25 protein-coding genes are annotated in these 25,950 nt (G+C 75.3%); 6 read left to right on the top strand and 19 right to left on the bottom strand.

From position 1 onward, the window contains the following. Positions 1–71: 71 nt before the first annotated feature. Both AC07A6_RS30220 and lanKC read right to left on the bottom strand, forming a co-directional pair. The gene (locus tag AC07A6_RS30220) at positions 72–215 is read right to left on the bottom strand and encodes a SapB/AmfS family lanthipeptide (RefSeq protein WP_362471951.1); all 144 of its coding nucleotides are present in this window, start codon (positions 213–215) and stop codon (positions 72–74) included. Further along, complete coding sequence (gene lanKC / locus AC07A6_RS30215; RefSeq protein WP_478779255.1) at positions 212–2,851, bottom strand: class III lanthionine synthetase LanKC; 2,640 nt, start codon at positions 2,849–2,851, stop codon at positions 212–214. Before lanKC ends, AC07A6_RS30220 begins: the two co-directional genes overlap by 4 nt. A gap of 359 nt (positions 2,852–3,210) precedes the next feature. Here lanKC and AC07A6_RS30210 point away from each other — a divergent pair, with 359 nt between their 5' ends. Next, a complete protein-coding gene (locus AC07A6_RS30210) occupies positions 3,211–3,636 on the top strand; it encodes a subtilase-type protease inhibitor (protein WP_362471957.1) in 426 nt (141 codons plus the stop codon). Between the two features lie 10 nt (positions 3,637–3,646). Here the strand turns inward: AC07A6_RS30210 and AC07A6_RS30205 are convergent, their stop codons facing one another. Beyond that, complete coding sequence (locus AC07A6_RS30205; protein WP_362471960.1) at positions 3,647–4,276, bottom strand: TetR/AcrR family transcriptional regulator; 630 nt, start codon at positions 4,274–4,276, stop codon at positions 3,647–3,649. Positions 4,277–4,347: 71 nt separating this feature from the next. On the opposite strand from AC07A6_RS30205, the gene AC07A6_RS30200 reads away from it, so the two are divergent. Together AC07A6_RS30200 and AC07A6_RS30195 are read left to right on the top strand one after the other, a co-directional pair. Continuing rightward, a complete protein-coding gene (locus tag AC07A6_RS30200; protein ID WP_478779254.1) occupies positions 4,348–5,982 on the top strand; it encodes an FAD-binding oxidoreductase in 1,635 nt (544 codons plus the stop codon). Between the two features lie 122 nt (positions 5,983–6,104). Continuing rightward, positions 6,105–6,632 carry a DoxX family protein gene (locus AC07A6_RS30195; RefSeq protein ID WP_478779253.1) on the top strand — a complete coding sequence of 176 codons (528 nt, stop codon included), beginning with the start codon at positions 6,105–6,107 and terminating at the stop codon, positions 6,630–6,632. Between the two features lie 5 nt (positions 6,633–6,637). Here AC07A6_RS30195 and AC07A6_RS30190 read toward each other — a convergent pair whose 3' ends face one another. Beyond that, the gene (locus AC07A6_RS30190; RefSeq protein ID WP_478779252.1) at positions 6,638–7,339 is read right to left on the bottom strand and encodes a DUF4232 domain-containing protein; all 702 of its coding nucleotides are present in this window, start codon (positions 7,337–7,339) and stop codon (positions 6,638–6,640) included. A 145-nt stretch (positions 7,340–7,484) separates the two neighbouring features. Here AC07A6_RS30190 and AC07A6_RS30185 point away from each other — a divergent pair, with 145 nt between their 5' ends. After that, positions 7,485–8,360, top strand: a complete 876-nt coding sequence (locus AC07A6_RS30185; RefSeq protein ID WP_478779251.1) for a GNAT family N-acetyltransferase — start codon at positions 7,485–7,487, stop codon at positions 8,358–8,360. 9 nt (positions 8,361–8,369) lie between these two features. On the opposite strand, the gene AC07A6_RS30180 is transcribed toward AC07A6_RS30185, so the two are convergent. The 6 genes from AC07A6_RS30180 to AC07A6_RS30155 form a co-directional block, all read right to left on the bottom strand. Then, a complete protein-coding gene (locus tag AC07A6_RS30180) occupies positions 8,370–8,912 on the bottom strand; it encodes a hypothetical protein (protein WP_478779250.1) in 543 nt (180 codons plus the stop codon). Positions 8,913–8,921: 9 nt separating this feature from the next. Then, positions 8,922–13,259, bottom strand: a complete 4,338-nt coding sequence (locus AC07A6_RS30175) for an AAA family ATPase (protein ID WP_478779249.1) — start codon at positions 13,257–13,259, stop codon at positions 8,922–8,924. A gap of 11 nt (positions 13,260–13,270) precedes the next feature. Continuing rightward, the gene (locus AC07A6_RS30170; RefSeq protein WP_478779248.1) at positions 13,271–14,830 is read right to left on the bottom strand and encodes a lipase/acyltransferase domain-containing protein; all 1,560 of its coding nucleotides are present in this window, start codon (positions 14,828–14,830) and stop codon (positions 13,271–13,273) included. A 44-nt stretch (positions 14,831–14,874) separates the two neighbouring features. Further along, a complete protein-coding gene (locus tag AC07A6_RS30165; protein WP_478779247.1) occupies positions 14,875–15,966 on the bottom strand; it encodes a PP2C family protein-serine/threonine phosphatase in 1,092 nt (363 codons plus the stop codon). 758 nt (positions 15,967–16,724) lie between these two features. Continuing rightward, on the bottom strand, positions 16,725–17,120 hold the full coding sequence (locus AC07A6_RS30160) for a hypothetical protein (RefSeq protein ID WP_478779246.1): 396 nt from the start codon (positions 17,118–17,120) through the stop codon (positions 16,725–16,727). Positions 17,121–17,231: 111 nt separating this feature from the next. Further along, positions 17,232–18,164, bottom strand: a complete 933-nt coding sequence (locus tag AC07A6_RS30155) for a LysR family transcriptional regulator (RefSeq protein WP_478779245.1) — start codon at positions 18,162–18,164, stop codon at positions 17,232–17,234. An 89-nt stretch (positions 18,165–18,253) separates the two neighbouring features. Here AC07A6_RS30155 and AC07A6_RS30150 point away from each other — a divergent pair, with 89 nt between their 5' ends. Then, positions 18,254–19,177, top strand: a complete 924-nt coding sequence (locus tag AC07A6_RS30150; protein WP_478779244.1) for a zinc-binding dehydrogenase — start codon at positions 18,254–18,256, stop codon at positions 19,175–19,177. Continuing rightward, on the top strand, positions 19,174–20,166 hold the full coding sequence (locus tag AC07A6_RS30145; RefSeq protein ID WP_478779243.1) for an alpha/beta hydrolase family protein: 993 nt from the start codon (positions 19,174–19,176) through the stop codon (positions 20,164–20,166). The genes AC07A6_RS30150 and AC07A6_RS30145 overlap by 4 nt, the downstream gene beginning before the upstream one ends. 54 nt (positions 20,167–20,220) lie before the next feature. Here the strand turns inward: AC07A6_RS30145 and AC07A6_RS30140 are convergent, their stop codons facing one another. The 9 genes from AC07A6_RS30140 to AC07A6_RS30100 form a co-directional block, all read right to left on the bottom strand. Further along, positions 20,221–20,715: a MarR family transcriptional regulator gene (locus tag AC07A6_RS30140; protein WP_478779242.1), complete on the bottom strand. Its 495-nt coding sequence runs from the start codon at positions 20,713–20,715 to the stop codon at positions 20,221–20,223. A 105-nt stretch (positions 20,716–20,820) separates the two neighbouring features. After that, entirely contained in the window at positions 20,821–21,327 is a 507-nt protein-coding gene (locus tag AC07A6_RS30135; RefSeq protein WP_362470910.1) for a GNAT family N-acetyltransferase, read from the bottom strand. Positions 21,328–21,434: 107 nt separating this feature from the next. Continuing rightward, positions 21,435–22,979: a serine/threonine protein kinase gene (locus AC07A6_RS30130; protein ID WP_478779241.1), complete on the bottom strand. Its 1,545-nt coding sequence runs from the start codon at positions 22,977–22,979 to the stop codon at positions 21,435–21,437. A gap of 27 nt (positions 22,980–23,006) precedes the next feature. After that, entirely contained in the window at positions 23,007–23,246 is a 240-nt protein-coding gene (locus tag AC07A6_RS30125; RefSeq protein WP_007268194.1) for a helix-turn-helix domain-containing protein, read from the bottom strand. Next, positions 23,246–23,725 carry a DUF2975 domain-containing protein gene (locus tag AC07A6_RS30120; protein ID WP_478779240.1) on the bottom strand — a complete coding sequence of 160 codons (480 nt, stop codon included), beginning with the start codon at positions 23,723–23,725 and terminating at the stop codon, positions 23,246–23,248. The genes AC07A6_RS30125 and AC07A6_RS30120 overlap by 1 nt, the downstream gene beginning before the upstream one ends. A 117-nt stretch (positions 23,726–23,842) precedes the next feature. After that, positions 23,843–24,109: a DUF6225 family protein gene (locus AC07A6_RS30115; RefSeq protein WP_125817431.1), complete on the bottom strand. Its 267-nt coding sequence runs from the start codon at positions 24,107–24,109 to the stop codon at positions 23,843–23,845. Positions 24,110–24,198: 89 nt separating this feature from the next. Further along, positions 24,199–24,468 carry a hypothetical protein gene (locus AC07A6_RS30110; protein ID WP_478779239.1) on the bottom strand — a complete coding sequence of 90 codons (270 nt, stop codon included), beginning with the start codon at positions 24,466–24,468 and terminating at the stop codon, positions 24,199–24,201. A gap of 75 nt (positions 24,469–24,543) precedes the next feature. After that, positions 24,544–24,720, bottom strand: a complete 177-nt coding sequence (locus AC07A6_RS30105; protein ID WP_478779238.1) for an NUDIX hydrolase — start codon at positions 24,718–24,720, stop codon at positions 24,544–24,546. A gap of 118 nt (positions 24,721–24,838) precedes the next feature. Further along, on the bottom strand, positions 24,839–25,867 hold the full coding sequence (locus AC07A6_RS30100) for a phosphotransferase family protein (RefSeq protein WP_478779237.1): 1,029 nt from the start codon (positions 25,865–25,867) through the stop codon (positions 24,839–24,841). Between the last annotated feature and the right edge of the window lie 83 nt (positions 25,868–25,950).

Raw genomic sequence — 25,950 nt, 5'->3', positions numbered from 1 at the left:
ACAGGGAGTGGGGTGTCCGGGGGGGGGTCTCGTCCCGTGCGGGGGCCCCGCCACGCCCCACAGGGACCTGCTCAGTTACAGGTCGTGATGCTCAGGCTGCTGTCGCCGCAGAGGAGGAGGCTGGCGCGGCTGCCGCCACCGCCGCCGCCGAACTCCGCGGCCTCGGTGGTCTCTTCCTTCGGGGTCTCCATGGACTGCAGGTCGAGAAGGGTCATGGCTGGTTCCTTTCCTTCGCTGGTGTGTTCCGATGGGTCACGGCCCCCCGGAGGGGGACCGGCTCTGGGGCCGCCGCGGTGCGCGGAGGCGGGAGGAACGGCAGGTGCACGCGTCCGCCGGTGGCGGCGCTGCCGAGGGCCAGGAGCGCGCCGGCGGTGCCGGTGGACAGGTCCATGGACAGGCGCATCATCTGCTCGCCGGGGAAGGCGAGCCGCCCCTGGTACGGCAGGGCGTGGCGGGCCAGGGCCTCGATCTGCCGGCCGATGTCCCCCGGACCGGTGCCCGGGCCAGGGGTGGTGGTCCGGGACAGGTGCAGGATCATGCCGGCGGCGCCGCGGAAGAGGCCCGGCTGTGCGTAGAAGGTGGCCTGGGCCGCCTGGACGATCTCGGGCCGGGCCTTCTCGAAGCGGTCGTCCCGCGCGTGCCGCGACCAGTCGTCCAGGACCATGCCTATGCCCACGCTGCCCGCGCCGAGGTAGGGCATGGTGCGCCAGCCCTCGTCCACCTGGAGGGTGCCGAAGGCGCTGGTCACGCAGCGGTCCAGGTCCCGGTGCAGGAAGTGCCCGGCACGCCGCAGCAGTTCGGGGTCGCCGGTGCGCTCGTACAGGCGCAGGTGCAGCAGGGCGATCCCGCTGTGCCCGTACAGCAGCCCCGCCCGCTTCAGCCCGGGGCCGGCGGCGTCGGCCAGCTCCGCGCAGCGCAGGGCGGCGTCGTGCAGGGCGCCGTCGCCGGTGGCGGTGCCGAGGGAGTCGAGGGCGAGCCCGATGCCGGCGAGTCCGCCGTGCAGGTCGGGTCCGGCGGACTGCCACGGCTGGCCGAGCAGGCGCTCCACCAGGGCGAGCGCGCGCTCGTGGTGGCCGAGCCGGTGGTGGGTCCAGGCCAGTCCGGCGAGGCCGTCGTAGAAGCCGAGCGGGGTCCCGGAGGCCGGGTCCCGCGTCCGGGCGAGCAGCCACTCCTCGGCCTCCGCCCAGGGCGCGTCGCCCGTCTCGGCGAGCGCGTACAGGACCCCGGCGGCCCCGTGGCCGAAGGCCGTTCCGCCGCCGGCGGTGGCGAACTGGGCCGGATCGCCGGGGAAGAGGCGGTCCTCGCGCTCCGGGGTGGCGGTGGCGCGCAGGACCGCGGTCAGGGAGGCGCGGGCGGCCGGCCAGTCCTCGGGGCGGGCCGGGAGGTACGGCCGGGCGGGGGCGGGTGTCCGCCGGGTGGGGGAGCCCCCGTCGGGCCCGGCGAGGATCTCCCGTACCGCCCCGTCGAGGAAGGAACGGGGTACGGGGAACTGCTCGGCGGCGATGTCCGCGAGGTGCGCCGCCTTGCCCCGGTCCATCACCAGCAGGCTGGTCAGCGGCAGGAACAGGGCCAGGCGCAGGCAGGCCAGGGCGTACCGGTCGACGGCGAATCCGCGCCGGCCGGGCGGTGCGACGAAGGCGGGGTTGGCCACCGTCTGGCGCAGGCCCTCGTCGACGTGGGCGGCGGCCTCGAAGTCGAGCAGGGCGACGGAGGGTTCACCGGTGTCCGGGTCCTCCGCGACCATGATGTTGAACAGGTGCAGGTCGTTGAAGACGATGCCGCGGGCGTGGACCGCGTCGACGGCCTCCGTCACCCGCGCGTGGATCTTCAGCGCCCAGTCCGTGTAGGCGGCGAGCTCCGCGGGGCCGGGGTCGGCCTCGATCAGCGGATGGCGGCGGGCGAAGTAGGTGTTGAGGGGTTTGCCGTCGAGGTACTGGAGCGCCAGGAAGTGGTGGTCCCCGACGGTGAAGGCGCCGCGGACGGCGGGTACGCAGTCCAGCCCGGCCAGCCGCTCCAGCGCCCTGCGCTCCCGGTGCAGCCGGGCCACGGCGTCCGCCCCGTCGGCGGCCAGCCCCGCGAAGGGGCGGGCCTCCTTGAGGACGACCGCCTCTCCCGTGCGGGTGTCGCGGGCCGCGTACACCCCGCCGCCGTTCGAGAAGTGCAGGGCGCGCTCCACGGCGTAGGGCATGCCCTCCAGGGTGACGGCGGAGCGCCGCTCCAGGTGCGGCCGGAGGAAGTCCGGCGGCTCGACCCAGGCGGGCGGCCGGAACGCCGGACCGCGCACCTCCGGCACCAGCCGTCCGCCGGGCTCCTCGATCGCGGGGACCAGCTCACCGTGTTCGTCGTAGCAGTGCCGCAGGGTGAAACTGCCGTAACGCAGGTGCACCGGACCGTCGTTCCAGCGCAGGTCGCTGAGGACGTACGGGCCGGGCTCGCCGGCCAGCAGGGCGTCCAGGTCCTCGGCGAGGCTCCGGCAGGCGTCCGCGCCGTCGGGGTAGACGGTGATGAACTTGCCGCTCGCCGCGCGGTCCGCGTACTTGGCGTTGCGCAGGTGCAGCAGGTACCGGCTGGGCACGAACTTGAAGGCGGTCCGCCGCTCCACGCAGTAGCCGTGGACCCGGTCGAGGACGGACTCCGCGTTGTCGAGGCAGGCCGACACGTGGATCTTCCAGCCCTGGGAGGGGAGCCGGAGGCCGAGGGGCCGCAGGGCGAGCCAGTCGCCGCTGCGGTGCGAGCGCCAGCCCTCGGGAACGGGGGCGGTGGCCGCCGGGAACTCCTCGCCGGCGCGCCGGTACGGGGCGTCGTAGAACCAGCGGTCGGCGTCGCAGAAGGCCGCGTGCCCGTTGTTCACACCTGCTCCCTCGGTCGGTGACGGGAGCAAAGGTGGCACGCGGCGAGGAGCCCGCGACAGTCGCGTTTGTCATCAGCCCGACGTGCGGTACGCACGGGTCACCCGGGCCTCGCACGCCCTGGTCCGCCAGTCGTCCGCGTCGCCGCGGGCTCCGCCGCCGCACCGATCCGGTCACGCTGGACGGCCCCTCGGCGAACCGGAGGCCGCCGCCACCAGGCATCCGATATCCGAACGGCCCGTCCGTAAATCGATCCTCGATATGCGGAGGCCTTTCGGATCTGGCAGTGTCACCCCCAACTGGCCGCTGGATAGCAGAGATAGATCCAGTTTCAACCTTTGAATCGAAAGCGAGTCCTGTCGTGCGTCACCGCTTAGCAGCAGTCTCCGCCGCCGCCCTCCTCTGCCTCGCCGGCGCCACGGGCGCCGCGGAGGCCGCGCCCGCGACCCCGCACGGTCCGTCCGCCGTGGTCCTCGGTGTCGTCCAGGGCCGCGACGCCGCCACCGGCACCGCCCAGCGGGCCGTCACCCTCAGCTGCGCCTACACGGCCGAGGGCACGCACCCCGACCCCCGGGCCGCGTGCGACGCCCTGGGCGCCACCGGCGGGAAGCTCGACCGCCTGCTCGCCGCCCCGGCCCCGGACCGCCCCTGCCCCCGGCAGTACGCCCCCGTCACGGTCACGGCCGACGGCGTCTGGCGCGGCAGCCGCATCGCCTGGCAGCACACCTTCCCCAACCCCTGCGAGATGGCGGCGACCCTGAACGGCAACCCGCTCTACGCCTTCTGACGCCGAGGGATCAGCGGCCGCCCTCGGGGGCGAGTGCCGCGGCCGCCGCGAAGAGGCGGGCGCAGCGCCGCGTCATGGCCTCCGGGGTCTGCTCCGGGTGCTTGACCCACCAGCGGACCAGGGTGGCCACCAGGTCCCGCCACACGTACATGAGCGCGTCGGCGTCCAGCGGGTCGGCGGATCCGGCACCGCGCAGCAGTTCGGCGGTGCCGGCGGCGGCCAGCGCGTCGATGGCCGACCAGTACCCGGCGGCCGTGCGCGCCGCCTCCCCGCCGGGCGGCAGGGTGGTGTCGTAGAGCACGAACCACGACTCCCGCCGCCCCTCCAGCGCGGTGAAGATCGCGTCGAGCACCCGCAACGGGGTCTGCGGGGTGGTCCCGTCCGGGCCCATCGCCGTGCGGACGGCCCCCAGGAGCCGGTCGCCGACCGGCACGAGGCAGGCCACGTAGAGGTCCTCCTTCGTGCCGAAGTACTGGTGCAGCAGGGTCTTGGTGACGCCCACCCGCGCCGCGATCGCCGGCAGCGAGGCCGCGGCGTAGCCGCGGGTGCCGAACTCCTCCGTGGCGGCGTCCAGCATCTGCCGCGCACGGTGTTCGCGGGGGACTCCCTTGGTGCCGGCTTTCGAAGAAGGGGTTGCCATGGACCGATCTTACCAGTAGGTAATTTACCTCAAGGTAAGTTCAATGGCCCGGCGACCTCTGGAGCACCTCCATGGACGGCACCACCCCCCGGTCGGCCCCCCGCACCCGCACCCGCTCCTGGTGGGGCTGGGGCTGGGCCGACGCGCACCCCGCCGACGCGGAATGCGCCGCGATGGGGGCCCTGCTCCCCGGCACCCTCGCCCGCCCCCTGCCCGTCCCCGACGTACGCGACCTCGTACGCGGCCTGCGCATCGGGGCCCCCGCCGTCGAACCGCCGCCCGCCCTCGCCCACCTGGTCACCGCCGACCCCGCGGACCGCGCCGCCCACGCCATGGGCAAGGCGTACCGCGACGTGGCGCGCGCCCTGCGCGGGCAGCCCGGCCGTATCCCCGACCTCGTCGCCCGCCCGGCCGCCGAGCAGGACGTGGCCGACCTGCTGGACTGGGCCGGCGGCCACGGGACGGCAGTCGTCCCGTACGGCGGCGGCTCCTCGGTCACCGGGGGAGTGGAGTACCGCGGAGACGCCCACCGGGCCGTGCTGTCCCTCGACCTGACCGGGATGCGGCGCGTCCTGGAGGTCGACACCGAAGGGCGCGCCGCGCGCATCCAGGCCGGCGCCCTCGGGCCCGACCTGGAGGCACAGCTGCGCCCGCACGGCCTGACCCTGCGCCACTTCCCGCAGAGCTTCGAGTTCTCCACCCTCGGCGGCTGGCTCGCCACGCGGGCCGGCGGCCACTACGCCACCGGACGCACCCGCATCGACGACTTCGTCCAGTCGATGCGCGTGGTCACCCCCGCCGGCACCAGCGGCTCCTGGCGGCTGCCCGCCTCCGGTGCGGGCCCGTCGCCCGACCGCCTCTTCCTCGGCTCCGAAGGCGCGCTCGGCGTCATCACCGAGGCGTGGATGAGACTGCAGGAACGCCCCCGCCACAAGGCCTCGGCCGCCGTCTCCTTCACGGACTTCCACGCAGCCCTCCGCGCGGTGCGCGACCTCGCGCAGTCCGACCTCTCACCCGCCAACTGCCGCCTCCTCGACCCGGGCGAGGCGGCACTGTCGGGCGCCGCCCACGACGGCGGCTCCGTCCTCGTCCTCGGCTTCGAGTCCGCGCACGAACCGGTCGACGGCAGGCTCGCCCGCGCCGTCGAACTGGCCCGCTCCCACGGCGGCCGCCCCGGCGGGAACACCGGCCCGGAACGACACGCCGACGGGACGCCGGCCGATGACGCGGCCGTCGGCGCCTGGCGCGCCGCCTTCCTGCGGATGCCCTACCTCCGCGACGGCCTCGTCCGGATGGGCGCGGTGGCGGAGACCTTCGAGACGGCCGCCACCTGGGACCGCGTCCCCGCCCTGATCGACGCCGTACGCACCGAGGTCGGCGCGGCGGCCCTCAAGGCCACCGGACACCCCGCCACCGTCAACTGCCGCCTGACGCACGTCTACCCAGACGGCGCGGCCCCCTACTTCACCGTCCTCGCCGCAGGACGGCCCGACGACGGAGTCGCCCTGTGGGACGACCTCAAGGCAGTCGCCGGCGAGGTCCTGCACCGGTACCGGGCCACCATCACCCACCACCACGCCGTGGGACGCGACCACCGGCCGGGCTACGACCTCCAGCGCCCCGAACCCTTCGCCCTCGCCCTGCGGGCCGCGAAGGACGCGCTCGACCCCCGGGGCATCCTCAACCCCGGCGTCCTCGTGGGCTGACGGGCCGCCGGCCGCTCGCCCGATCGGCGGACCTGTTCCCGCACGCGGGGCGCCGCCGCCCGGAACGGTTACGGATGTACCCGGCATCCGGCATCCGGCACCGTCGTCCCAGGGAGACTCCGATGAGCTGCATCAACCGACGCGACCTCGCACTGCTGGCCCTCCGCGCCGGGACCGGGGCCGTGCTCATGGCACACGGCACCCAGAAGCTGTTCGGCTGGTTCGGCGGCGGCGGTCTGGAGAAGACCACCGCCGCCATGGAGCACATGGGCTTCACCCCCGGCCGGCAGAGCGCCCTGGCCGCCGGGCTCGGTGAGACCGGCGGCGGGGCCCTGCTGGTCCTGGGGCTCGCGACCCCGGCCGCCGGCGCCGCGGCGGCGGGTGCCATGGCCGGCGCGGTGTCCGTGCACGCCCCGGCCGGCTTCTTCGCGCAGTCCGGCGGATTCGAGTACCCGGCGTTCCTCGGGTTCACCGCGGCCGCCATCGGCCTCGCCGGCGCGGGCCGCTACTCCCTCGACCACGCCACCGGCCACACCTTCGACCAGCGGTGGATGCTCGCGCTGGCCTTCACCGCCAGCGCCGTCGCGGCGGCCGCCGTCGTCACCAAGCGGGCGAAGGGGCAGCAGGACGCCGACGGGAAGACCGGCTGACCCGGCTACGAGAGGGTCTTGAAGGAGTCCCGGGCGGTGAAGTGGTACAGGCCGACCTTCGGGCGGGCGACCGTGCCGGGGGTGGCCAGCGGGAAGTGGACGCTGTCGGCGTTCGGCATGTGGTCCGGGTCCGCCAGGACGTTGATCTCGTCGGCGACGGGTCCGCCGCCGCCCGACGGGTTGAGGTCCACCGCCGCGTACGCGGTGGCTCCCGGCCGGACCGGATGCGCCGGAGCACCGCCGAGGCCCTCGGGGGCCTTGGCCTGGATGCCGAGGGCGGCGCCCTTGGCGCTGAAGCCGACGGCGGGGAAGTAGGAGAGCCCGCACGTGGTGGAGCCGTTGTTGGTCACCGTGACGACGCGGACCGTGGCCGGGAAGCCCTCCGGCGACGTCACCTTGACGGTGATGTTCCGTGCGGAGCACGGGTGGGTGTAGGCGTAGCTGTCCTCGGTGCCCGGCCCGCCGCTTCCCTTGCCGTCCGGCGCGGCCGGTGTGGCACTCGCGTCGGCCGCCGGCGTGCCGGAGCCCGACGGCGTCGGCGTCGGTGTGGGCGTCGGGGCCGGAGCGGTCTCGGAGGCCGCCGTACTGGCGCTCGGGCTCGTCGCGGGGCTCTTGGCCGCCGCGCCGCCGCCCTGACAGCCGGTCAGGCCGAGGACGAACCCGGTGAGGGTGGCCAGGGCCGCGGCACGGCTCCGGTAAATGCGCATGGTGGAACTCCCCGTGTGGTGCGTGTGTCCGGGAACCGTAACCGGTGCCCCGTACAAGGGAGTCGACCGGGTGCGCCGACACTCCGCGGCGCCCCGCCGCACAACTCGTTCGACAGCGGCGCCGGCGCTTGCCACAGTCGTCACCGTGCCCTCCGCCCCACGCCTGACACTGCGCCCCTACGCCCCGGCCGACGCCGGCGCGGTCCTGTCCCTGGTGAACGCCGACCGCCTCCCCGGACAGCCGGTGGCGACCCCGGAGATGCTCCACGAGGCCCTCGCGGGCCGGTCGCCGATCGACGGGGGCTGGTGGGCGGAACTCGACCCGCCCGCCACCCACGTCGCGGCCGGCCCCGACGGCACCGTACTGGGCGCCGTCTCCTGGGCTCTGCGGCCCAAGGACGGGACGGGCCTGATCCTGTGGCTGCACTGCCGGGAGGACCCGCGGGCCGCCGACGCCCTCCTCCTCGGGGCGCTCACCGCACTGGGCCCGCGCCCCGTGGAGGCCTTCCGGCTGGCGACCGCGCTCACCCGGGGACTGGAGGCGCTGCCGCGGGCACACCGGGAGACCACCCACGCGGCCCTGGAACGGGCCGGGTTCCGCGGCGAGCCGCAGTGGCGGTACCTCCTGATCGACCTGCCCGCGCCGGACCTGCCGCCCGCCGCATGCGTACGCACCGCCCCGGAGCCCGGCGACAGCCACGCCCGCCGTCTGGAGATCCGCCGGGGTGAAGCCGCCGCCGAGGCCGAGGCCGTGATCGGCCTGCCCGTCGAAGGCGCCGGAGCACTGTGGTGGATCGGCGTCCGGCCGCCGTCGCGCCGCCGGGGGCTCGGCCGGGCGCTGCTGGGGTCGGCGCTGGACGCCCTCGGTGCGCACGGCGCCCGCGAGGCCTTCCTCTACGTCGAGACGGACACCGTCCCGGGCGCCGAGGACGACCGGACCGCGGCCACCGCCCTCTACCGGTCGGCCGGCTTCAGGGAGGTCGACCTCCTCCACTCCTACACCCTCCCGCCGGCGTCCTAGCGCGGTCGGTCAGTCCCCCAGCCGGGCCGCCGCCTCCGTGGCCACCTCGTAGGCGCCCGCGTGGGACGGGTCGATGTCGCCGTCGACCGGTGCGTACCGGACCGACACCACCACGTCGCCCCGGCGGAACCAGACCTCGCTCGTCACCCGGCCCCCGCTTGGATACCGGATGCGGGAGAACGCCTCGTCGCCGAAGTCCGTCAGCTCCGCCGTCATCGGCCCCGTCTTCCCGGGCGGCACCTCCTCCTTGACCAGCCGGAAGCCCTCCCGCGCCTGCGGCGTCCCCAGCCGGGTCACCTGCACCTGAAGGACCGGCTGCGGTCCGGGGCCGGGCCACGTGCACACGGACCCGTCCTCCACGCCCTCGACCGGCCCGGCCACCAGCCGGGCCGTCTGCGCCGACACGAGCGCGCAGGGCCGCGTGTCCGCGGCGAAGCCGTCCTGCCGTGCCAGGTCCTGGAACAGCGCCGCACCGACCGCCGCGGCGGCCGCGGCGCCGGCGGCCATGAGCACGATGCGGCGCGTACGGCCGGGCCGGGAGGGGGACGCCATGCCCGTAGGCTAGCCGCCCTCCACCCTGACCACCACCAGCCCTTCCAGTGCCGCGACCGCCAGATCCGGTCCCGCCACGGCCAGCTCCCGCACCCTCACCGGCAGCCTGATGGTGTGGTGGACCCTCCTGCTGACGGGGTCCCAGATCAGGATGCCGGGGCCGCTCATCGTCGCGAGGAGGTCCCTTCCGCCCGGTCCGGGGAACACCACCATGCACCCGCCCCCACCGTGTTCCGTAACGGGCGGTCCGACAGGGGCATGGGCGCGGGGATCCCAGATCCGCACGGTCCCGTCCGCGCTGCCACTGGCGAGGAGGAGCCGGCCGTCCGGGCCGGTGAACACCGCCAGGCCATGGACCTGCTCCGAATGCCCCGTGAGGGGCGGCCCGGTCAGGGTACGGGTGCCGGGGTCCCAGATGCGAACGGCGCCGTCGCCGCCGCCCGTCGCCAGCAACGGCCGCCCCGCCGGACCGGCGAACGCGACCACCGCGTACACCGAGTCGGGGTGACGGAGGGCCCGTCTCATCTGCTTCCGCGTGGCCAGGTTGACCAGGCGCACCGCCTTGCCCAGGCAGAGGGCGAGGAACTGGGTCCGCCCGTCCGCTCCGGTGAAGGCGGCCATCGAACTCACGTACTTGAGCGCGTCGCCGAAGCGGCTGGAGACGGTCCGCCCCACCTGAGCGTGGGTGACGGGGTCGCGCACCAGCACCTGCCCGGTGTAGCTCGCGCTGGCGATGAGGGGCTCTCCCGCGCTTCCCCGGAATCCCGTCAGCGCGGTGACGCCGAAGGTGTGGCCCGTGAGGGCGGGCCCGGTCGGCGCTGACGTTCCGGTGTCCCAGATCCTGACCGAGTCACCCCCGCCGGAGGCGGCGAGGAGGGCGCGGCCGCCCGACGAGGGGATCGAGGCCAACACCCTCACCTCGGGGTCCTGGCTGTCCTCGGCCGCCCGGCCGGAGCCGGTCGTGACGCGGTCCCACACGCGGAGCCGGCCCCGGTCGGCGGTGGCGAGGAGGGTGCGCCCGTCCGGTCCGGGGAAGACCGCCAGCGCGTCGAGCGCCCCCATGGTGCCGGTGACGAGCGGAGCTGTTTCACACCGGTTGACGGGGTCCCACAGTCCCACCCTGCCTTCGGCCTGGACCGCGAGGAGAGTGTGTCCGTCGGGTCCGGGGATCCCGATGACGGCCTGCCCCTTGGGTTCGGGGATGAAGGTGTCCGGGGGAGTGCGGGGCCTCGGCCCCGGACCGATCCAGTCGATCTCGTGCCGACTGCCGGTGTCCGGGTCCAGGACGATGATCTCCCCAGGACGCGTGAAGCGGCGGACCGAGGCGAGGAGGTCGCGGCCTTCGGGGCCGGTGAAGGCGACAAGGCAGTCCAGAACGCGGTCCGTGTCGATGAACGGGCGGGACGACTGCCTCCCGGTGCCCGGGTCCCAGATCCGGACGGTGTAGGGATCGAGACTGGCCAGCCGGACCCGTCCGTCGGAGCCGGTGAACGTGGTGATCGCGTCGACGGCGTGCTCGTGTCCCCTGAGCACGGCCTCCGACCGGGAGCCCGTGGCCGGGTTCCAGATGCGCACGGTCTTGTCCTGGCCCCCCGTGGCGATCCGCGGGAGTCCGTCCCGTCCGGTGAAGGTGGTGAGCGCCCGGACGGCGCCCTCGTGGCCGGTGAGGGGCGGGCCGGCCTGGCTGTGCGTGACGGGGTCCCAGACGCGTACGGTCCCGTCCGCGCCCGCCGTGGCGAGCAGCGGACGGCCGCCCTCGCCGGTGAACGCGGCCATCGCGGTCACCTCCGCGGTGTGGCCGGTGAGCGGCGGGCCGGTCTGGCTCAGCGCGACGGGATCCCAGATCCGTACGGTGTCGTCTTCCCTGCCGAAGGTCGCGAGGAGCGGCGAGCCGTCCCGTGTGGTCAACGAGACCATCTTGAAGACGTGGCCCGACGCCCCGTTCAGGAGGACGTGGAGCGGCTCCCACGCGATGTCCGCCCAGCGCACGGACCAGGTGCGCCGGGGGTCCGGGGCGTCCTCCACGGGCGGGATGCGGTCACCGCTGATCCGCACCGTGCCGAGCTGCCGAATGCCCGTCCTGTCCCCCGGGGCGGCGTCCGCGAGCAGGTGGTGGTGCGCGACCACGCCCGCGACGGCCGGCGGCAGCGGGTGGCGGCCGAACGCGGCGAGCACCGCGTTCGTGGTGAGGGACCGGACGTCGAGGCGGTCGAGGAGGCGCGGGTGGGCGGCGAGGGTCTCCCAGCCGTCCGGGCCTGCGAGGGCGGCGTGTTCGGGCAGGTGGTGGACCAGGTACGGGTTGGGCGGGGTGTCCGGCAGCCGGGTGTCCGCACGGCCGGCGAGGTGCCGTGTGATGCGCCGGTGGCGCTCGTCGGGGCCGTCGTGCGGGGCGGCGAAGTGTTCTGCGAAGGTGCGGTGGGCGAGCCGGTAGACGGTCTGGCCGTGCTCGGTGTCGGCCATCAGGTAGGGCGCCGCGGCGACGGTGAGGGCCGTGACGGACGCGGCGGTGACGGCCGGGCCGCCCGGCTCCGGGGCGAGGGCGGCCGCCGCGGTGGCCCACACCCCGTCGCGGTCGGGCATCCCGTGCCCCCGCGCCAGGGCGAGCGCCTCCAGGAGGGGCCCGCCCACGGGGTCCTGGGCCGTCAGGCGGCCGACGGCACGGGCGAACAGGCCGCGGTGGTCGCAGTCCCGGAGCGGGGCCGGGTCGGCGGCGAGTTCCGGGGCGCTGAGGATCTCGTGCACGGCAAGGCGGGCGAAGAGGAACTCGCGGTCGAGGGCGCCGAGGACGCGGGCGGTCTCGTCGAGGTCCGCGGTACCGGCCGCCGGGAGGGAGCCGTTCTCCCGCGCGACGTGCAGCCGGCGGCGGATGTAGCGGGTCATGGCATCGGGGTCGGGGCCGACGGTGACCAGCTTCGTGCCGCTCCCGTTCCCCCGGGCGAGGCCCGGCCCGAGCGCGTCCAGGAGGTCCCGTCCGCGGGGCGCGGGCCGGTCGGGGCCCTCGTCCGTGGAGCGGCGGGTGCCCACCAGGACCCGTACGCCGGGAGTGCGGGAGAGCGGTCCCAGGATCTCGGCGGCGAGGGCCAGGGGCTGCTGGGCCTCGTCGAGGGCGTCGGCGAGGACGGTGAAGGGCCGGGCCGGTGCCGCCGTCCCACCGCTCCGCCTCGCGGCCAGCGCGCCGGTGAGCCACTGCGCCAGTTCCGGCACGGCGGTGACCGCCGGGGCCGGGCCGAGGCCCGCGGCGGCGGCGATGCGGTCGACCAAGGCGTGGGCGGTGGCCCCGGTGAGGTGGACCGCGAGGTCGACCGAGTCGGCCGCGCGGGGGGCTCCGGGCGGCAGCGGAGCGAGGTGGCCGGCGCGGGTGAGCACGGCGGCGAGTTCGGGCCGGGTGTGCACGAGTACGTGGCCGAGCAGGGCGGACTTGCCCGCTCCGGCGGCTCCCGTCACCACCAGCATGCCGCCCGCCGCCTCGTCGAGCCAGGACAGGATCTCGTCGCGCTCCTGCTCGCGCCCTTCGAAGTACCAGTTCTGTTCGCCGAGTTCACCGCCCGCGGCCTTGGCCGCGAAGTGTCTGCGCTCGTCGGCGTCCAGCGTGGCGAGGACGGTCTCGATCTCGGCCTCCACGTCCAGGGGGGCCTGCATGTGCCCGGCGTGCGTGGGCCAGACGCGGCGGAGTCCGGCGGTGCCGTCGGTGTGGGCGATGGCCACCCGGTCGAAGAGGGCGCGGTTCAGCTCCCGGGCCAGGTCGTCCAGGTTGATGGTGTCCTGGGCCCGGAAGGTCACGTTCAGTACGTTGCCCAGGGTCCGCCGGAACGCGCCGAGCGTGGTGGCACCGTCCTGGGAGGCGGCGACGAGGAGGAAGCCGCCGAAGTCGGCGTCGGTGGTGGCCTGGGCGCTCATCAGCTCGATGAACCGGCGCGAGTCGCAGGTGTCGATGACGACGACGGCCCAGCCGGCGGCTTCGGAGAGCTGCCGCGTCCTGAGGTGGTGCAGCAGGTCCTGGGGCGTGACGCCGTTGCGGGTCAGCGGGTTCGGGCTGCGGGAGTGGGCGAGCAGGGCGGTCGAGGCCCCGTCGGCGGAGCCGTGGCCGACCCAGTACAGGACGGTGTCGCCCGCGGCGCTGCGGACCGACCACTGTTCGAGACGGTCGTCGACGGCGTCCGCGCCCCGCTCCTCCGGGTCGGCGGTCCACGGCTCGGGGCGGGCGCCGAATGGTGCGAGCAGGGCGGCGACGCCGGCGACCTCGGTGTCGGTGTCCAGGGGCGCGTGGTGCCGGTAGCGGCCGATGTCCACCGGGAAGAACAGCGGTCCCCCGTCGTCGCCCGTCGGGGTGTCCGTGGCCGTGGCCATGCCGGGGCCGCCTAGCGTCCGGCCCCGCCGTCCGCCGCGACCGGGTCGCGGGGGACGGCCAGGACGAGCTGGGTCAGGGGGCTACGGCCGCCGGCCCTGACGCGGACCCGGTAGAGGCCGGGCGCGGGCAGTGTCACGGACGCGCCGACGACGCCGTCCCGCCGGCGGAGTCTCGGCGTGGCGACGCGGCGTCCGCTCGCCGCCTCGTGCACCGAGCAGGTGATGCCGTTGATGCTGCCGATGGCGCTGTCGGGGGCGGGCAGCAGCTCCAGCTCCAGTTCCGATCCGGCGACGGCGCTGTCGGGGAGTTCCAGGCCGAACGCCCGGTCGCCGTCGCCCTGCAGCGCGCCCAGCTCGTGTTCGGTCAGGACGGCACGGACGTGGGCCAGGACGTGGCCGTCCTTGGCCAGCGCCCCGTGGGTGAGGGGCACGTATTCGGCCGGTACGCCGGGGGAGGGGACGGCGGCGTCCCGGTAGACGGTCCCGTCGCCCCGCCGGTCCTGGCGCAGCGGGATGCCGTTGACGTCGCGGCCCACCCCGCCGGAGCCGTCCGGCAGGAAGGCGGTGTACCGCACGTGTGCGACGCCGTTGTCCAGGACGATGGTCTGGGGGGTGGGCTGTGTGGTGCCGACGACGGCCCGGTGCACGCCCATCGGCACGGCGCGGCGGCGCAGCCGTTCGTGGTGGCGCAGCGTCCGGGAGGCGAGTTCGGGGTCGCCGCCGAGCCTCTTGACGTCGCCGGCGTCGAGCCCGCGGACCTCCTGGCCGGCGTCCACGCACCGGTAGGCGGGCAGCAGGTCGTGGACCGCGGGCAGGGTGGCGGCGAGGGCCTGCGCGTGCTCCAGCAGCCGGTCGGGAACCGGGTAGACCCGGTGGCCGTTGAGCAGCTGGACGGCCTTGAGGGAACCGAGGAAGGGCGTCCCGAGCGTGAGTACGGTCCGTGTGCGGGGGACGAGGTCGCTGCCCTGGGCGGCGGCGTGCTCGAAGGCGGCGCGGGTGACCAGACCCCCCATGGAGTGCGCGACGAAGACCAGCCGGGCCTCGCGCCCGTCCGGGTGCAGCCGCCTGGCCAGGTCGTACGCGTCGTCCGCCAGCCAGCTGTCCAGATGGCGGTGGGCGGCCTCGGCCAGCAGCGCTCCGTTGACCTCCGCCGGCAGCCGCCAGTCGTAGGCGAACTCCAGCACCGCCGCGGGGTCGGCCACGCTCGCGCGCACGGCCCGGCGCAGTGCGCCGAGGCTCTCCAGGCCCTTGAGGAACGGCGCCCAGACCGGGACCTCCACGATGCCGGTGGCCCGGATCCTGCCGTAGTCGCCGGCCAGCTCCCGCTCGTCGAGGTGCAGGGGCCGCAGGCCGTCCGCGCGAGTGAACAGCGACAGCATTGCCGCCGGGTGCTTCAGCCCCCACACGGGCCGCTCCCTCGACGTGTCCCACAGCGCGCTGCCCATGATGCCGGGCACCACGACGACCGCGTCGTGCGTCACGTCCGGGGCGGCCGGCGGATCCGTGCGCCACGGTGGGGCGGCCGCGCCCGTGCCGTCGCCGGTCGTGCCCCCAGGTCCCCCACCCCTCATGCGGGGGACCCTAACGCAGCGGGGGCCGGTGCGGGGGCGGATCGTCAGGGTTCGCTCAGGCGGACGGCGAGGGCGGCGACGTCGTCGTCCAGCCGGCCCCGGCTGTGGTGGACGAGGTCCCGGTGGAGCGCGGTGAGCAGCTCGCGGGGCGGGGTCGGGGGCTGCCGGCGCATCCAGGCCGTCAGCGGGAAGAACTCGCCGTCGCGGGCGCGCGCCTCGGCGATCCCGTCGGTGTAGAGGAGCAGCAGGTCCCCGGGGGAGAACTCGAAGCTGTCGACGCTGTAGTGATCGCCGATCAGCTCCGCCAGGCTGAGCAGCGGCGAGGGGGCCGCGGGTTCGAGGACCCGGAGCTCCCCCCGGTTCAGGAGCAGCGGCGGAGGGTGCCCGCAGTTGAGGATGTCGATGTGCCGGCCAGTGTGCGGGATCTGGACGAGCAGGGCGGTGGCGAAGCGCTCCGTCGCCCCGTCGGCGGGGAAGGCGGCGTTGTAGCGGGTGCTGCTGGCGTCCATCCGGCGGGCGACGTCCACCATGTCGGTCTCGTCGTAGGCCGCCTCCCGGAAGGCGTTGACGATGGCCGCCGCCGACCCGACCGCGGGCAGCCCCTTGCCCCGCACGTCGCCGATGAGCAGCCGCACCCCGTACGGAGTGTCGGCCACCTCGTAGAAGTCACCGCCGATGCGCGCCTCCGCCGCGGCCGCCAGGTACAGCGACTCGATCGCGACGTCGCCGAAACGGCGGGGCATCGGGCTCAGCACCACCTGCTGGGCCGCGTCGGCGACGAGCCTCACCTGGAACAGGGTGCGCTCGCGCTGGAGCCGCAGGTGGCTTCCGTACGCGGCGGCGACGGTGACGGCGATGATCCCCGCTGCCGTCCACCACGTGCCGAGGTCGGGGAAGACGAGGCTGAGGCCGATCATCAGGATCAGGCAGACCGTACCGAGCAGGACGGTGGGGAGTACCGGCCACATGGCGGCGGCGAGGGCCGGGGCGGCGGGCAGGAGGCGGCTGAAGGCCATCTCCGGCGGAGTGGTGTACGCCAGGCTGGCGATGACGACGGTCAGGATGACCGGCGACAGCCGCACAAGCCTTCCCGGGCCGGGGCGCCGACGGAGCCGTGGCCGTCCGGACTCGATCACAGTTCACAGGATATCTACGCAATCAGGGCATAGCGCCCCGTGCGGCCGGTGACATCGGCTCCCGGAGGCCGTGAGGGCGTCGAATCCGGCGGCGAACGGCCCGGTCGCGGCGCTCCGCCAGGTGGGCGGTGAACGGGGCCGGGGGCGTCGCCGGGGCGGCGGCCGCGCAGGCGTCGGGCAGGGCGGCAGTGATCCCGTCGGCGACGGCGGTGGTGCCGCCGGGCGCGCGGTGGCCGGGGACGGGCGTGCCCTGGGGGGTGGCCGCAAACTGGCGCCTGCCCCGCGACGCCCGGCACGCCGAGAGCACGCACCGGGGGCACGTCCCAGCGGTAGCTGGGGGGAGCCGCGGGGCCCGCCCTCCGGGCGGACGGCGCCACTTCGCGGACACCCCCAGGCCGTCTCTTGCGGATCCTGCTCCCCCGGCTTCCGCTGGGAGGTGCCCCCAGACCCGCGCCGCCCGGCACCGCACCTCGCCGCGTTGGCGGAGCACCCGAGTACGTCCAGTACAGGGGCGGGGCGCCCGGCCGACGCGCCGGTGCACGGCACCTGGGGCCCCTCCCAGCGGTAGCCGGGGGAGACGCGGGCCTGACCGGCAAGATCCGACAGAGACGGCCTGGAGCAGTAAGTACCGCCGGGCGTCCGCCAGGGCCCAGCCGTGCAGGGCGTGCGCCGGTACCACCAGGTCCGCGCCCGCCCCGGCGGCGGCCATGGCCGCCCTTCCCGCGCCCCGCCGGGCCGTCCGCCCGGCACCCGCGGCCTCAGAAGGGGTCGACCTCCACATGGCCGGGGGAGGCCGCGCAGACCTCCCACCGCTCACCGCTCCGGCGCAGCTCCAGGACCACCGCGACCCGGTCGCCCGTACGCGGAAGCAGGTCCACGTTCACCGCCGCCCGGTCCCCGCTCTCCGTGGAGGACACGATCCGGTGCCCGAACGCCGGCGCGAGCCGGCGGAGCGCCGCGAGAGGATCCCCGCCGCCGGCCGGACAGGTGCCGGCCTGCGCGGCGGCCGGCCCGGCCCCGCCGCCTCCCGCCGCGTCGAGGTACGCGTCCACCGCCCCGTGCAGCGGGCCCGCAGCGGCCCCGCCGTCGCCCGGGAGGACGGCCGCCACCACGATCCCCGCCACGGCGAGCGGCACCCCCACCGCCAGTGCCACCACCCGGCCCCCGACACCCCGTCCGCCCCGCACCGCCCCGCCCCTCCGCCGGACCGCCCTCCACCGACGCGGAAGACGCACGGCCGCCCGCAACCGTTCCCGCCGCCCCCGTCAGCGCCCGCCGCCCGCCGGCGGCTCGGGCATCCAGTCGCGCGACGGGTCGTACTCCAGCCAGCGGCTGCGCCCCGCCTCGGCGGCACAGGCCGCGGTGAGGCGGCCGAGCCCCGGATGCCCGTTGCCGGTGCGCCACAGCAGCGACCAGGCGTACAGCGGAGTGGGGTCGGCCAGCGGGACCTGGCACAGGCCGGGGACGTCCGGGAGGGGCAGGTCGGCGGGCACGAGGGAGAACCGCCGCGGGTCCCCCGCGACCTCCGCGAGGAAGTGGCCCAGCCCGAGGTTGATGCCCGACGCCCGGTCCGGCACACCGAACCGGTCGGCGAACCGGTGGAGGAAGTCGAGGCGGTCCGGCGTGCCGGGCGCCCACAGCACGCTGCCCCGCAGCTGCTCCGGCCGCAGCGCCGCCGCGCCCGCGAGGGGATGGGCGGTGCTCAGCACGGCGTCCACCGGTTCGAGGCGGATCAGCCGGTGCGCCAGTCCGCCGTGCAGCGGAGGGTGGACCCGGCCGAAAGCCGCGTCGATCTCCCCGGCCAGCAGCGCCGCCGCGACCGAGGGCAGATCGCGGCCGTGCCCCGGCACCAGCTCACCGGCCCCCGCGGCCACCCGGGCCAGCGTCCGCATGGGCGCGTACAGGTGCCCCCAGACGTCCACCCGCAGCGGCCGGCCGGTCCCCGCGGCCGCCGCGACCGCGGCGTCGGCGGCGGCCACCGTGTGCCGGGCCGGCGCGAGGAAACGCCCCCCGGCCGCGGTGAGTCGGACGCCGGTGCCGCCGCGCTCGAACAGCCGGGTGCCGAGCAGGGATTCCAGCCGCGCGATCCGCTTGGACAGCGCCTGCTGGGAGATGCCGAGCATCCCGGCGGCCCGCCCGAAGTGCAGTTCCTCTGCGGCGCACACGAAGGCACGTACCTGCGCCACATCAAGATCCATGGCCCTCACCATAGGCGACAACCGTTGGTTGTCGGCCTCGCGCGCCGGTTGTTGGATCAGCCGGCGGCCGCCGGTGTTGCATCCCCGGCATGCAGAGACTGATTCCCACCGGGGACCCGGCCCGACCGGTCGCCTTCGCCGAGTCCCCCCAGCCCGTCCCGGAACCGGACGAGGCACTGGTCAAGGTCGACGCGTTCGCACCGAACCGCGGCGAGACCTTCCTCCTCGAACGGCCCGGGCCCGGCTGGCTGCCCGGCAAGGACATCGCCGGCCTCGTCGTCCAGCCCGCGGCGGACGGCTCCGGCCCCGGCATCGGCACCCGCGTGGTCGGGCATCCCGCGCAGGGCGGCTGGGCCGAGTACGCGGCCGTGCCCACCCACTCCCTCGCGGTGCTCCCCGACACCGTCGACAGCGTACGGGCCGCCGCCCTGCCGCTCGCCGGGATCACCGCCCTGCGCCTGCTGCGCACGGCGGGCTCCCTGGCCGGGCGGCGGGTCCTCCTGACCGGGGCCTCGGGCGGAGTCGGCCACTACGTCACCGAGCTGGCCGTGGGCGCCGGAGCGGAACTGACCGCCGTGACGGCCACGCCGCAGCGCGGCGAGCGGCTCACCGCCCTGGGCGCACGGGTGGTCCACGAAGTCGCCGACGCCGAGGGCCCGTTCGACGTCGTACTGGAGTCCACGGGCGGCGCCGCCCTGCCGGCCGCCTTGGCCAGGGTGCGCCCCGGCGGCACCCTCGTCTGGTTCGGCCAGGCCAGCCGCACCCCGGTCACCCTCGACTTCTTCGACCTGCTGAGCGGACCCGAGCGCGTCACGATCCGGCACTTCCACTACGCGGGCGCCCCCTACGGCCCCGACCTCGCGGCACTGGTGCGCCTGGTGGAACAAGGCCGGCTGCACCCCGAGACCGGCCGGACCGCCGACTGGACGCGGACCGCCGAGACACTGGTCGACCTGCGAGAACGCCGTATCCGCGGCAAAGCCGTCCTGCTGACCGGAGGAACCGCCCGATGAACGTCCACGAGTTCGCCGCCGCCCAGTGGACCCGCGCCACCGGCGCGGGAGTCGACCCCCACGAATACCGGCGCGTCACCGACGCCATGACGTCCCTCGACGACTGGGGCCCGGCCCTCGTCCGCACCGCGCACACCCATCTCACGCGGGCCGACCGGGCGGCCTCGTCCGTCTCCGCGGGCGAACACCTGCTGACGGCGGCCCGTTGGTTCCACCTCGCCACGCTCGCCCCGCACGCGGGCGCCGGCCGCGCCGCCGCCGACGCGGACGAGGCCCTGGGCCGCGCGCTGACCCTGCTGGAGCCCGGCGCGCGGCGCGTGAGCGGCGACGGCTTCGCGGGCTGGCTGCGCGGGCCGCACGACGCGCCCGCCACCGTGGTCGTCGTCCCCGGACTGGACTCCGCCAAGGAGGAGTTCCTCGACCTGGCGGCCGCGCTGCTGGCCCGGGGGCTGGCCGTGTTCGCGATGGACGGCCCGGGCCAGGGCGTCCTCGCGGCGACGACCACCCTCCGGCCGGAGTACGAACGGGTCGTCGGCAGGGTCGTCGACGCGCTCGGCGTCCCGTGCGTCGGCCTCGTCGGCCTCAGCCTGGGCGGCTACTTCGCCGCCCGCGCCGCCGCCCTGGAGCCCCGGGTGGCGGCGGTCGCCACCGTCAGCGGGCCCTTCCGCCTCGACTGGGAGGAACTGCCCCCGCCGGTACGGGACATCATGGCCCGCCGCACCGGGGGCGCCGACGCCGCCCGCGCCTTCGCACGGCAGGTGAACCTGTCCGCCCTGGCGGGCCGGATCACGGCCCCGCTGCTGGTCGTCGACGGCGGGGCGGACGTCATCCCCGGCGTCACGAACGGCGAGCCCCTGGCCCGGCTGGCCCCGCACGGCACCCACCTCGGGGTTCCGCACGGCGACCATCTCCTCGGCAACGCCCGCCCCGACTGGCTGCCCCGCCTCGCCGACCACTTCGCGCGCACCCTGACCGCCCCGGGGACCTGACGCTCCGGGCCGGGCGGGGTCCGTCGTCAGACGTCAGACGTCAGACGTCAGACGTCACACGTCCGTCCCACCGGCGTTGCGGATCAGCTGCCGGAGCACCCTCACGGTGGTGGCGTAGTCCGCTTCGTCGATGCCCTCGTGGAGGGCGGCGCGGATCGCGGGACCGTTGCGCGAGCAGTCGACGCGGGCCCGCTCGCCGTCTTCGGTGAGCCACAGCCGGTCCTCGTCGTCGCGGCGCAGCCAGCCGCGCTCGACGAGCACCGCGGCCTCCGCCGCCAGGTCGTCCTCGGCCCGGATGTAGGAGGCCATGGCCGCCCGCAGGTCGGGCAGGGTCATCCCCTCGCCGTCGGGCGAGATGTCGTTCACCGACAGGTTCCGCAGCAGCCAGAACTGGGGCTGGGTGTAGCCCTTCTCGGCCTGCCGGGCGCGGGTGTACGCGATGAGCGCCTCGTAGGCGACGCCGGTCACGTAGGCGGCGGGGTATGTGACGAGTTGGTCCGCAGAGCTCCGCTCTGTTCCCGGACGTGACGGAGGTGTGGTCGTTCCCATCCGGTGATCTTGGCACGGGCCCCTGGAGGCCGGGTCGAGGCCAGGTCGAGAGCGGGTCGAGGTCGGAGGGGGAGAGAGTCGCAGGGCCCAACGGCCGCCGGGACGTCACAGCACCCGGCGCATGCAGGCCCTCGGCCAGCGGTCCAGGCCGTGGGCGGCTTCGAGCTCCCGGATCCGCCGCAGACCGGGGGTGAGGCGGGCGTCGTCCATGAGCCGGAAGCCGCAGCGTTCGTAGTAGGGGGCATTCCACGGCACCCCGGTGAACGTGGTGAGGGTCAGCGCGGTCGCCCCCTCGCCCGCGGCGTGGTCGGCCAGACGCTCCAGCAGCAGCCGGCCGACGCCCCGGCGCGCGCTGCGCGGGTGCACCGACACCTGCTCGACGTGGAGGCTGCCGTCGACCCGGTCGGCGATCAGGTAGGCGGCCGGCGCGTCGGCTCCGTCGGCCGCGACCCAGGCCAGACCGGCGTGGTGGTAGCGGGCGAGCTCATCGAGGGGGAGCGGCTCGTCGTCGGCGATCTCCGGCATTCCGATCTCCCGGAAGCACTCCCCGGCGGCCCTCTCGATGTCCTGGAGGAGCGGCAGCTCGTCCAGGCGTACGGCTCTGATGCGCATGCCCGCATTCTCCCCCGTACGCCGTACGGCGCCACCGAATATGGACCGCGCGGTCAGGCGCATTCGGCCTTCGGGCTTCGGGTTGAAGGGGCCCCGGCCGGCCGAGCTCACATGCGCCACTGCTGGCCCGTGTAGTTGCCGCAGGGGTTGAGCACCAGGCCGACGTTGAGCGCCGGGGGCCCGTTGGTGTCCAGGCACAGGCCGCTGGCCGGGTTGCCGAACCGCCCGGTGGCCGTGTCGTAGCGCCATTGCTGGCCGGTGGACCGGCCGCACGGGTTGAGTACCGCCGGGACCCCGCCGGCGGGCTTCCCGTTCGTGTCGAGGCACAGTCCGCTGGGCGTGTTCGTGAGGCGCGCGTCGGTCTCGTCGTAGTGCCAGATCTGGCCGGTGAAACTCCCGCACGAGCGGAGCACCACGTTCAGTCCGGGCCGCTGCGGGCCGTCGGTGTCGACGCACAGCCCGCTGTGGGTGTTGGCGACCGAACCCGTCGAAGCCGACGGCGACGGCGGTGGGGTCGGGGCGGCCGTCGGACCGGGCGCCGCGGACGCCGGCCCGGTGCCCGAAGCGGTGGACGGCATCCGCGTGTTCGGCGGCGGGGACGGGGCCGTGCTCGCCGTCCGCCCCGAGGCGGTGGGCGCCCCCGAGGCTGTCGAGCGGCCGTCGCCTGGCAGTACCGCCCACAGGATCCCGGCCGTCAGGACGAGGAGCGCCAGCCCCGCCGCCACGGCCGCGGTCCGCGCGGAGCGCCGCCCCCGCACCGGAGCCGGCGGCACCGCCGCCCCGGGTATCCGCCACGCCTCGGCGAGCACCGTGGCGACGGTCTGGGCGGGGAGTTCCGCCGTGGGGACCCCGCCGCCGGTCAGCTCGGCGAGCAGCTCCGCGGGAGCGGGGCGCTGCTCGGGCGATCTGGCCAGGGCGGACGTCAGCAGTGCCCCCAGGCGGGGCGGTACGCCGTCCAGATCGGGTTCCTCGTGCAGGACCCGGTAGAGCACCGCGTCGGCCGGTCCGGTGCCGAAGGGGGGCCGGCCGGTGGTGGCGTAGGCGACGGTCAGCGCCCACGCGAACACGTCGGCCGCGGGGCCGGCCTGCCCGCGGATCTGCTCCGGCGCCATGTAGCCCACGGTGCCGACCGCGACACCGGTGCGGGTCAGCGCCGTCCCGTCGGAGGCCTGTGCGATGCCGAAGTCGATGACCTTGGGGCCCTGCTCGGACAGCAGGACGTTGGCGGGCTTGAGATCGCGGTGCACCACGCCGGCCCGGTGGACCGCCACGAGCGCCTCGGCGAGCCCGGCGGCGAACAGCCGCGCCATGTCCCCGCGCAGCGGCCCGTGTTCGCCGACGTACTCCGACAGCGTCGGGCCCTGGACGTAGTCCATGACGACGTACGGGGTGCTCGCCTCGGCCTCGACCGCCAGCACCCGTGCCGTGCACGTCCCCTGGACGCGCAGCAGCGTCGCGGCCTCACGCCGGAACCGCGCCCGGAACCCGTCGTCCGAGGCGAGTTCCTCGCGCAGCCGCTTGAGGGCGACGAGCCGCCCGTCAGGACCTTGTGCCAGGTAGACGACACCCATGCCGCCCGCACCCAGCCGGCCGACGAGCGTCAACTCGCCGATCCGCTGCGGGTCCCCCGCCCGCAGCCCGCTCAGACTCACCTGGTTCCTCCTGCAACGTAGGGCAGTTCAGGCCCAGGATGCAGCAGATTCCTCCACCGCGTCCTCGGCTTCCCAGCGCAGCAGGTCGCCCGGCTGGCATTCGAGGACCTCGCAGAGCGCGGCGAGGGTCGAGAAGCGCACGGCCTTGGCGCGGCCGTTCTTGAGCACGGCGAGGTTGGCGGGGGTGATCCCGACGCGTTCGGCGAGCTCGCCCACGGACATCTTCCGCCTGGCCAGCATCACGTCGATGTCGACGACGATCGCCATCAGATCACCTCGTCCAGCTCCGCCTGCATGTGCGCCGCCTGGACGTCGCGCGCCACGGCCTGGGCGAGCAGCAGCCGCAGCACCAGCACGATGAGCGCGACCCCGACGAGCCCGATGCCGACCCCGCCGAGGAACAGGAAGCCGGGCGGCTCCATCTGCGAGCGCGCCACCAGGAAGACCGCGAACACCAGCAGGTCGGCCGCCACGAACGCGCCGATCACGGTGTCCACGTACCGGAACGCGGCGTGGGAGAACACCGTGCCGCGCCGCACCATCGCCACCAGCCGCCAGACGCAGACCAGGACGACCTGGACCGTCACGGCTCCCAGGATCACGATGACGCGGAGCGGGGTCAGCGGCAGTGCCCCCTCCTCCGGGTCCGCGGCCAGCGCCCACACCATCAGCACCTGCACGAACACCGTGCCGGCGAGCATCACCACGAGCACGGCGCGCAGGGCTTGCACCGTCAGTCGTCCCATGGCCCCTCCTTCTATCGAATCGCGATGTGAATCTATCGATTTTCAATAGGTAAGGCAAGGTGAGGCGCCGGGGGCCGGGATTGGGGGGGGCCGGGACCGGACCGGTCCCGGCCTGCGTCACTCCATGTCGAGGTAGTACAGCCCTGCCTTGGCGTCGGCGAAGAGGGTGAACTCGACCTGCGGCGTGCCGGGATCCTCACCGTCGCCGGGGTCGACCTCCACGGGTTCGGCGCCCACGAGCACGAACTCGTCGTACTCGTCGAAGTCGCCGGGGGTACCGGCGACGCCGATGCTGATCGGGGCGTCGTCGGGAACATCGGCCAGGGCGGAGCGCAGCTGCCTCGCGGTCCAGACCGCGGGAGCGTGATCGAACGTGTCTGCCATGCGCCGAGGGTAGTGACGGCCCCTCCCGCGGTGGAACGTGCCACGCCGCACGCCGCGGACCGGTCCCGCGTCCTGCGTACCGGCCCCGGTCAGACCCACTCGTAGTTGGTGTCGTCCAAGGGCGGGAGCAGGGCCGACCCGGCACCGACGCCCCCGGAGGGCCCGAGATCGGCGATGGGCACCGGCGGGAAGAGGGCGAGGCCCCGGGTCTGCTCGAAGGGCACCCAGACGACCTCCCCGCGGCCGACCGCGTCATCGTCCTCGAACGCCCGCAGCCCCGGGCGGACTCCCGGCCGCAGGGGGACCCGGTAGACGAGGTGGAGCTTGCGAGGGGGAGTGGAGCCGGGCCGGCTCACCATGGCGTCCAGCAGCCACAGGAAGCGCGGAGCCTCCGCGAGATCCTCCGGGGTCAGGCCGAGCTCCTCCCGGAGCTCTCACCGCAGCGCGTCGGGCAGGGGCTCGGCGGGCTCCACGTTGCCGCCGGGCAGGGAGTAGTGGGCCGTCCCGCGGGTGTTCGTCCGCCGGATGAGTGCCACGTCCCGGTCGTCCAGGACCAGGCCTGCGACACGGATCTTGATCCGGTGGAACGCGGCCGGCTCGCCGTTCGTCATCCGTCACTCCCCTCGCGGTGCCGGCGTGCCCGGCATCCGGCCATCCTTCACCACCACCGCAGGACCTTGGAGGGGCGGGGGCGTCGTCTGGCTCGGATAGGCGGCCCCGCTACGGCCACTACGGCCGCTTCGCCGGGACCGGCCCCAGCCCCGGCCAGCGGGCGAGCATGCTCCGGCGCATGGCCGCGCCGAGGTCGCCCAGGCCGCCGAGCGAGTCGTGGCCGGCGGCCATCCCGGCGACGACCCCGAGCCGGTGTACGAGCCGCTGCCGGGCCGTCGCGGTGCCCCAGGTCCAGTCCCGGCGCGGAATCCGGGCCAGGTGGTCGGCGTCTTCACGGCGGGCCCGCTCGACGAGCGCGTCACCGCGCAGCAGCCAGCCGGCGCACGCGTCGGTGAGGTCGCCCGGGGCTTCGGAGCCGGTCGCGGCGCGCCAGGCGTCGCGGTACGCGCCCTCGGCCCGGCGCAGCAAGGGCTCCGCGGCCGACGTGACGCACCAGCAGGTCGGGAAGCCGATGCGCAGGTAGGCCAGCTCCGTCAAGCCGCTGCCCAGCGAAGCCTGTTCGAAGTCGATGAACCTGACCCCCGCAGCGGTGTGGAGGTCGTTGCCGGGGCACGGGTCCCCGTGGAGGAGGGCGTGCCCCTCCGCCCGGCCGAGCCGCTCCACGAGCTCGTACAGCTCGCCGGTCACGCGGGGCGCCACGGGAACCTCCAGGGCCGCGGCCAGCCGCAGGAACGCGTCGGCGTCCGCCCGCGTCGGGCCCCGCCACCGGGGGAGCGCCCCGGCGTCCTCCGGGCCAGCGGTCGCGTGCAGCCGCGCCAGCGCGCCCGCGTAACCGACGATCCAGTCCCCGGCCGGCGCCAGGTGCTCCAAGTGCTCCAGCACCAGCACCCGTTCACCGGGATCGGTGGCCAGCAGGGCCGGCACCACGGGAGTCTCCCCCCGGGCGGCGAGCCGCAGCGCCGTCACCTCGCGGGTGTAGCGCTCGTCGGCGTCAGGACCGTCGACGACCTGCTTCACCACCACCGTCACGTCCGGCAGCGTGACCCGCCACACCCGCGACCGGGGGCTGCTGCCCAGCCTGCGAGCGCGTCCGGGTGTCCCCAGCTCGGCCCGCAACCCGCTCCCGAACGGCAGCCGCTGCCACATGCGCCCATCCTCCATCCTCCCCGGTCGACCCCGGCGCCCACGACGCCCACGGCGGTAATGGTCGCACTAGCCCAGTGCCCCTA

This window comes from Streptomyces sp. NPDC044002 (assembly GCF_056434525.1).
The sequence above is the reverse complement of the archived record's forward strand: the minus strand, read 5'-3'. Positions and strand labels throughout refer to the sequence as shown.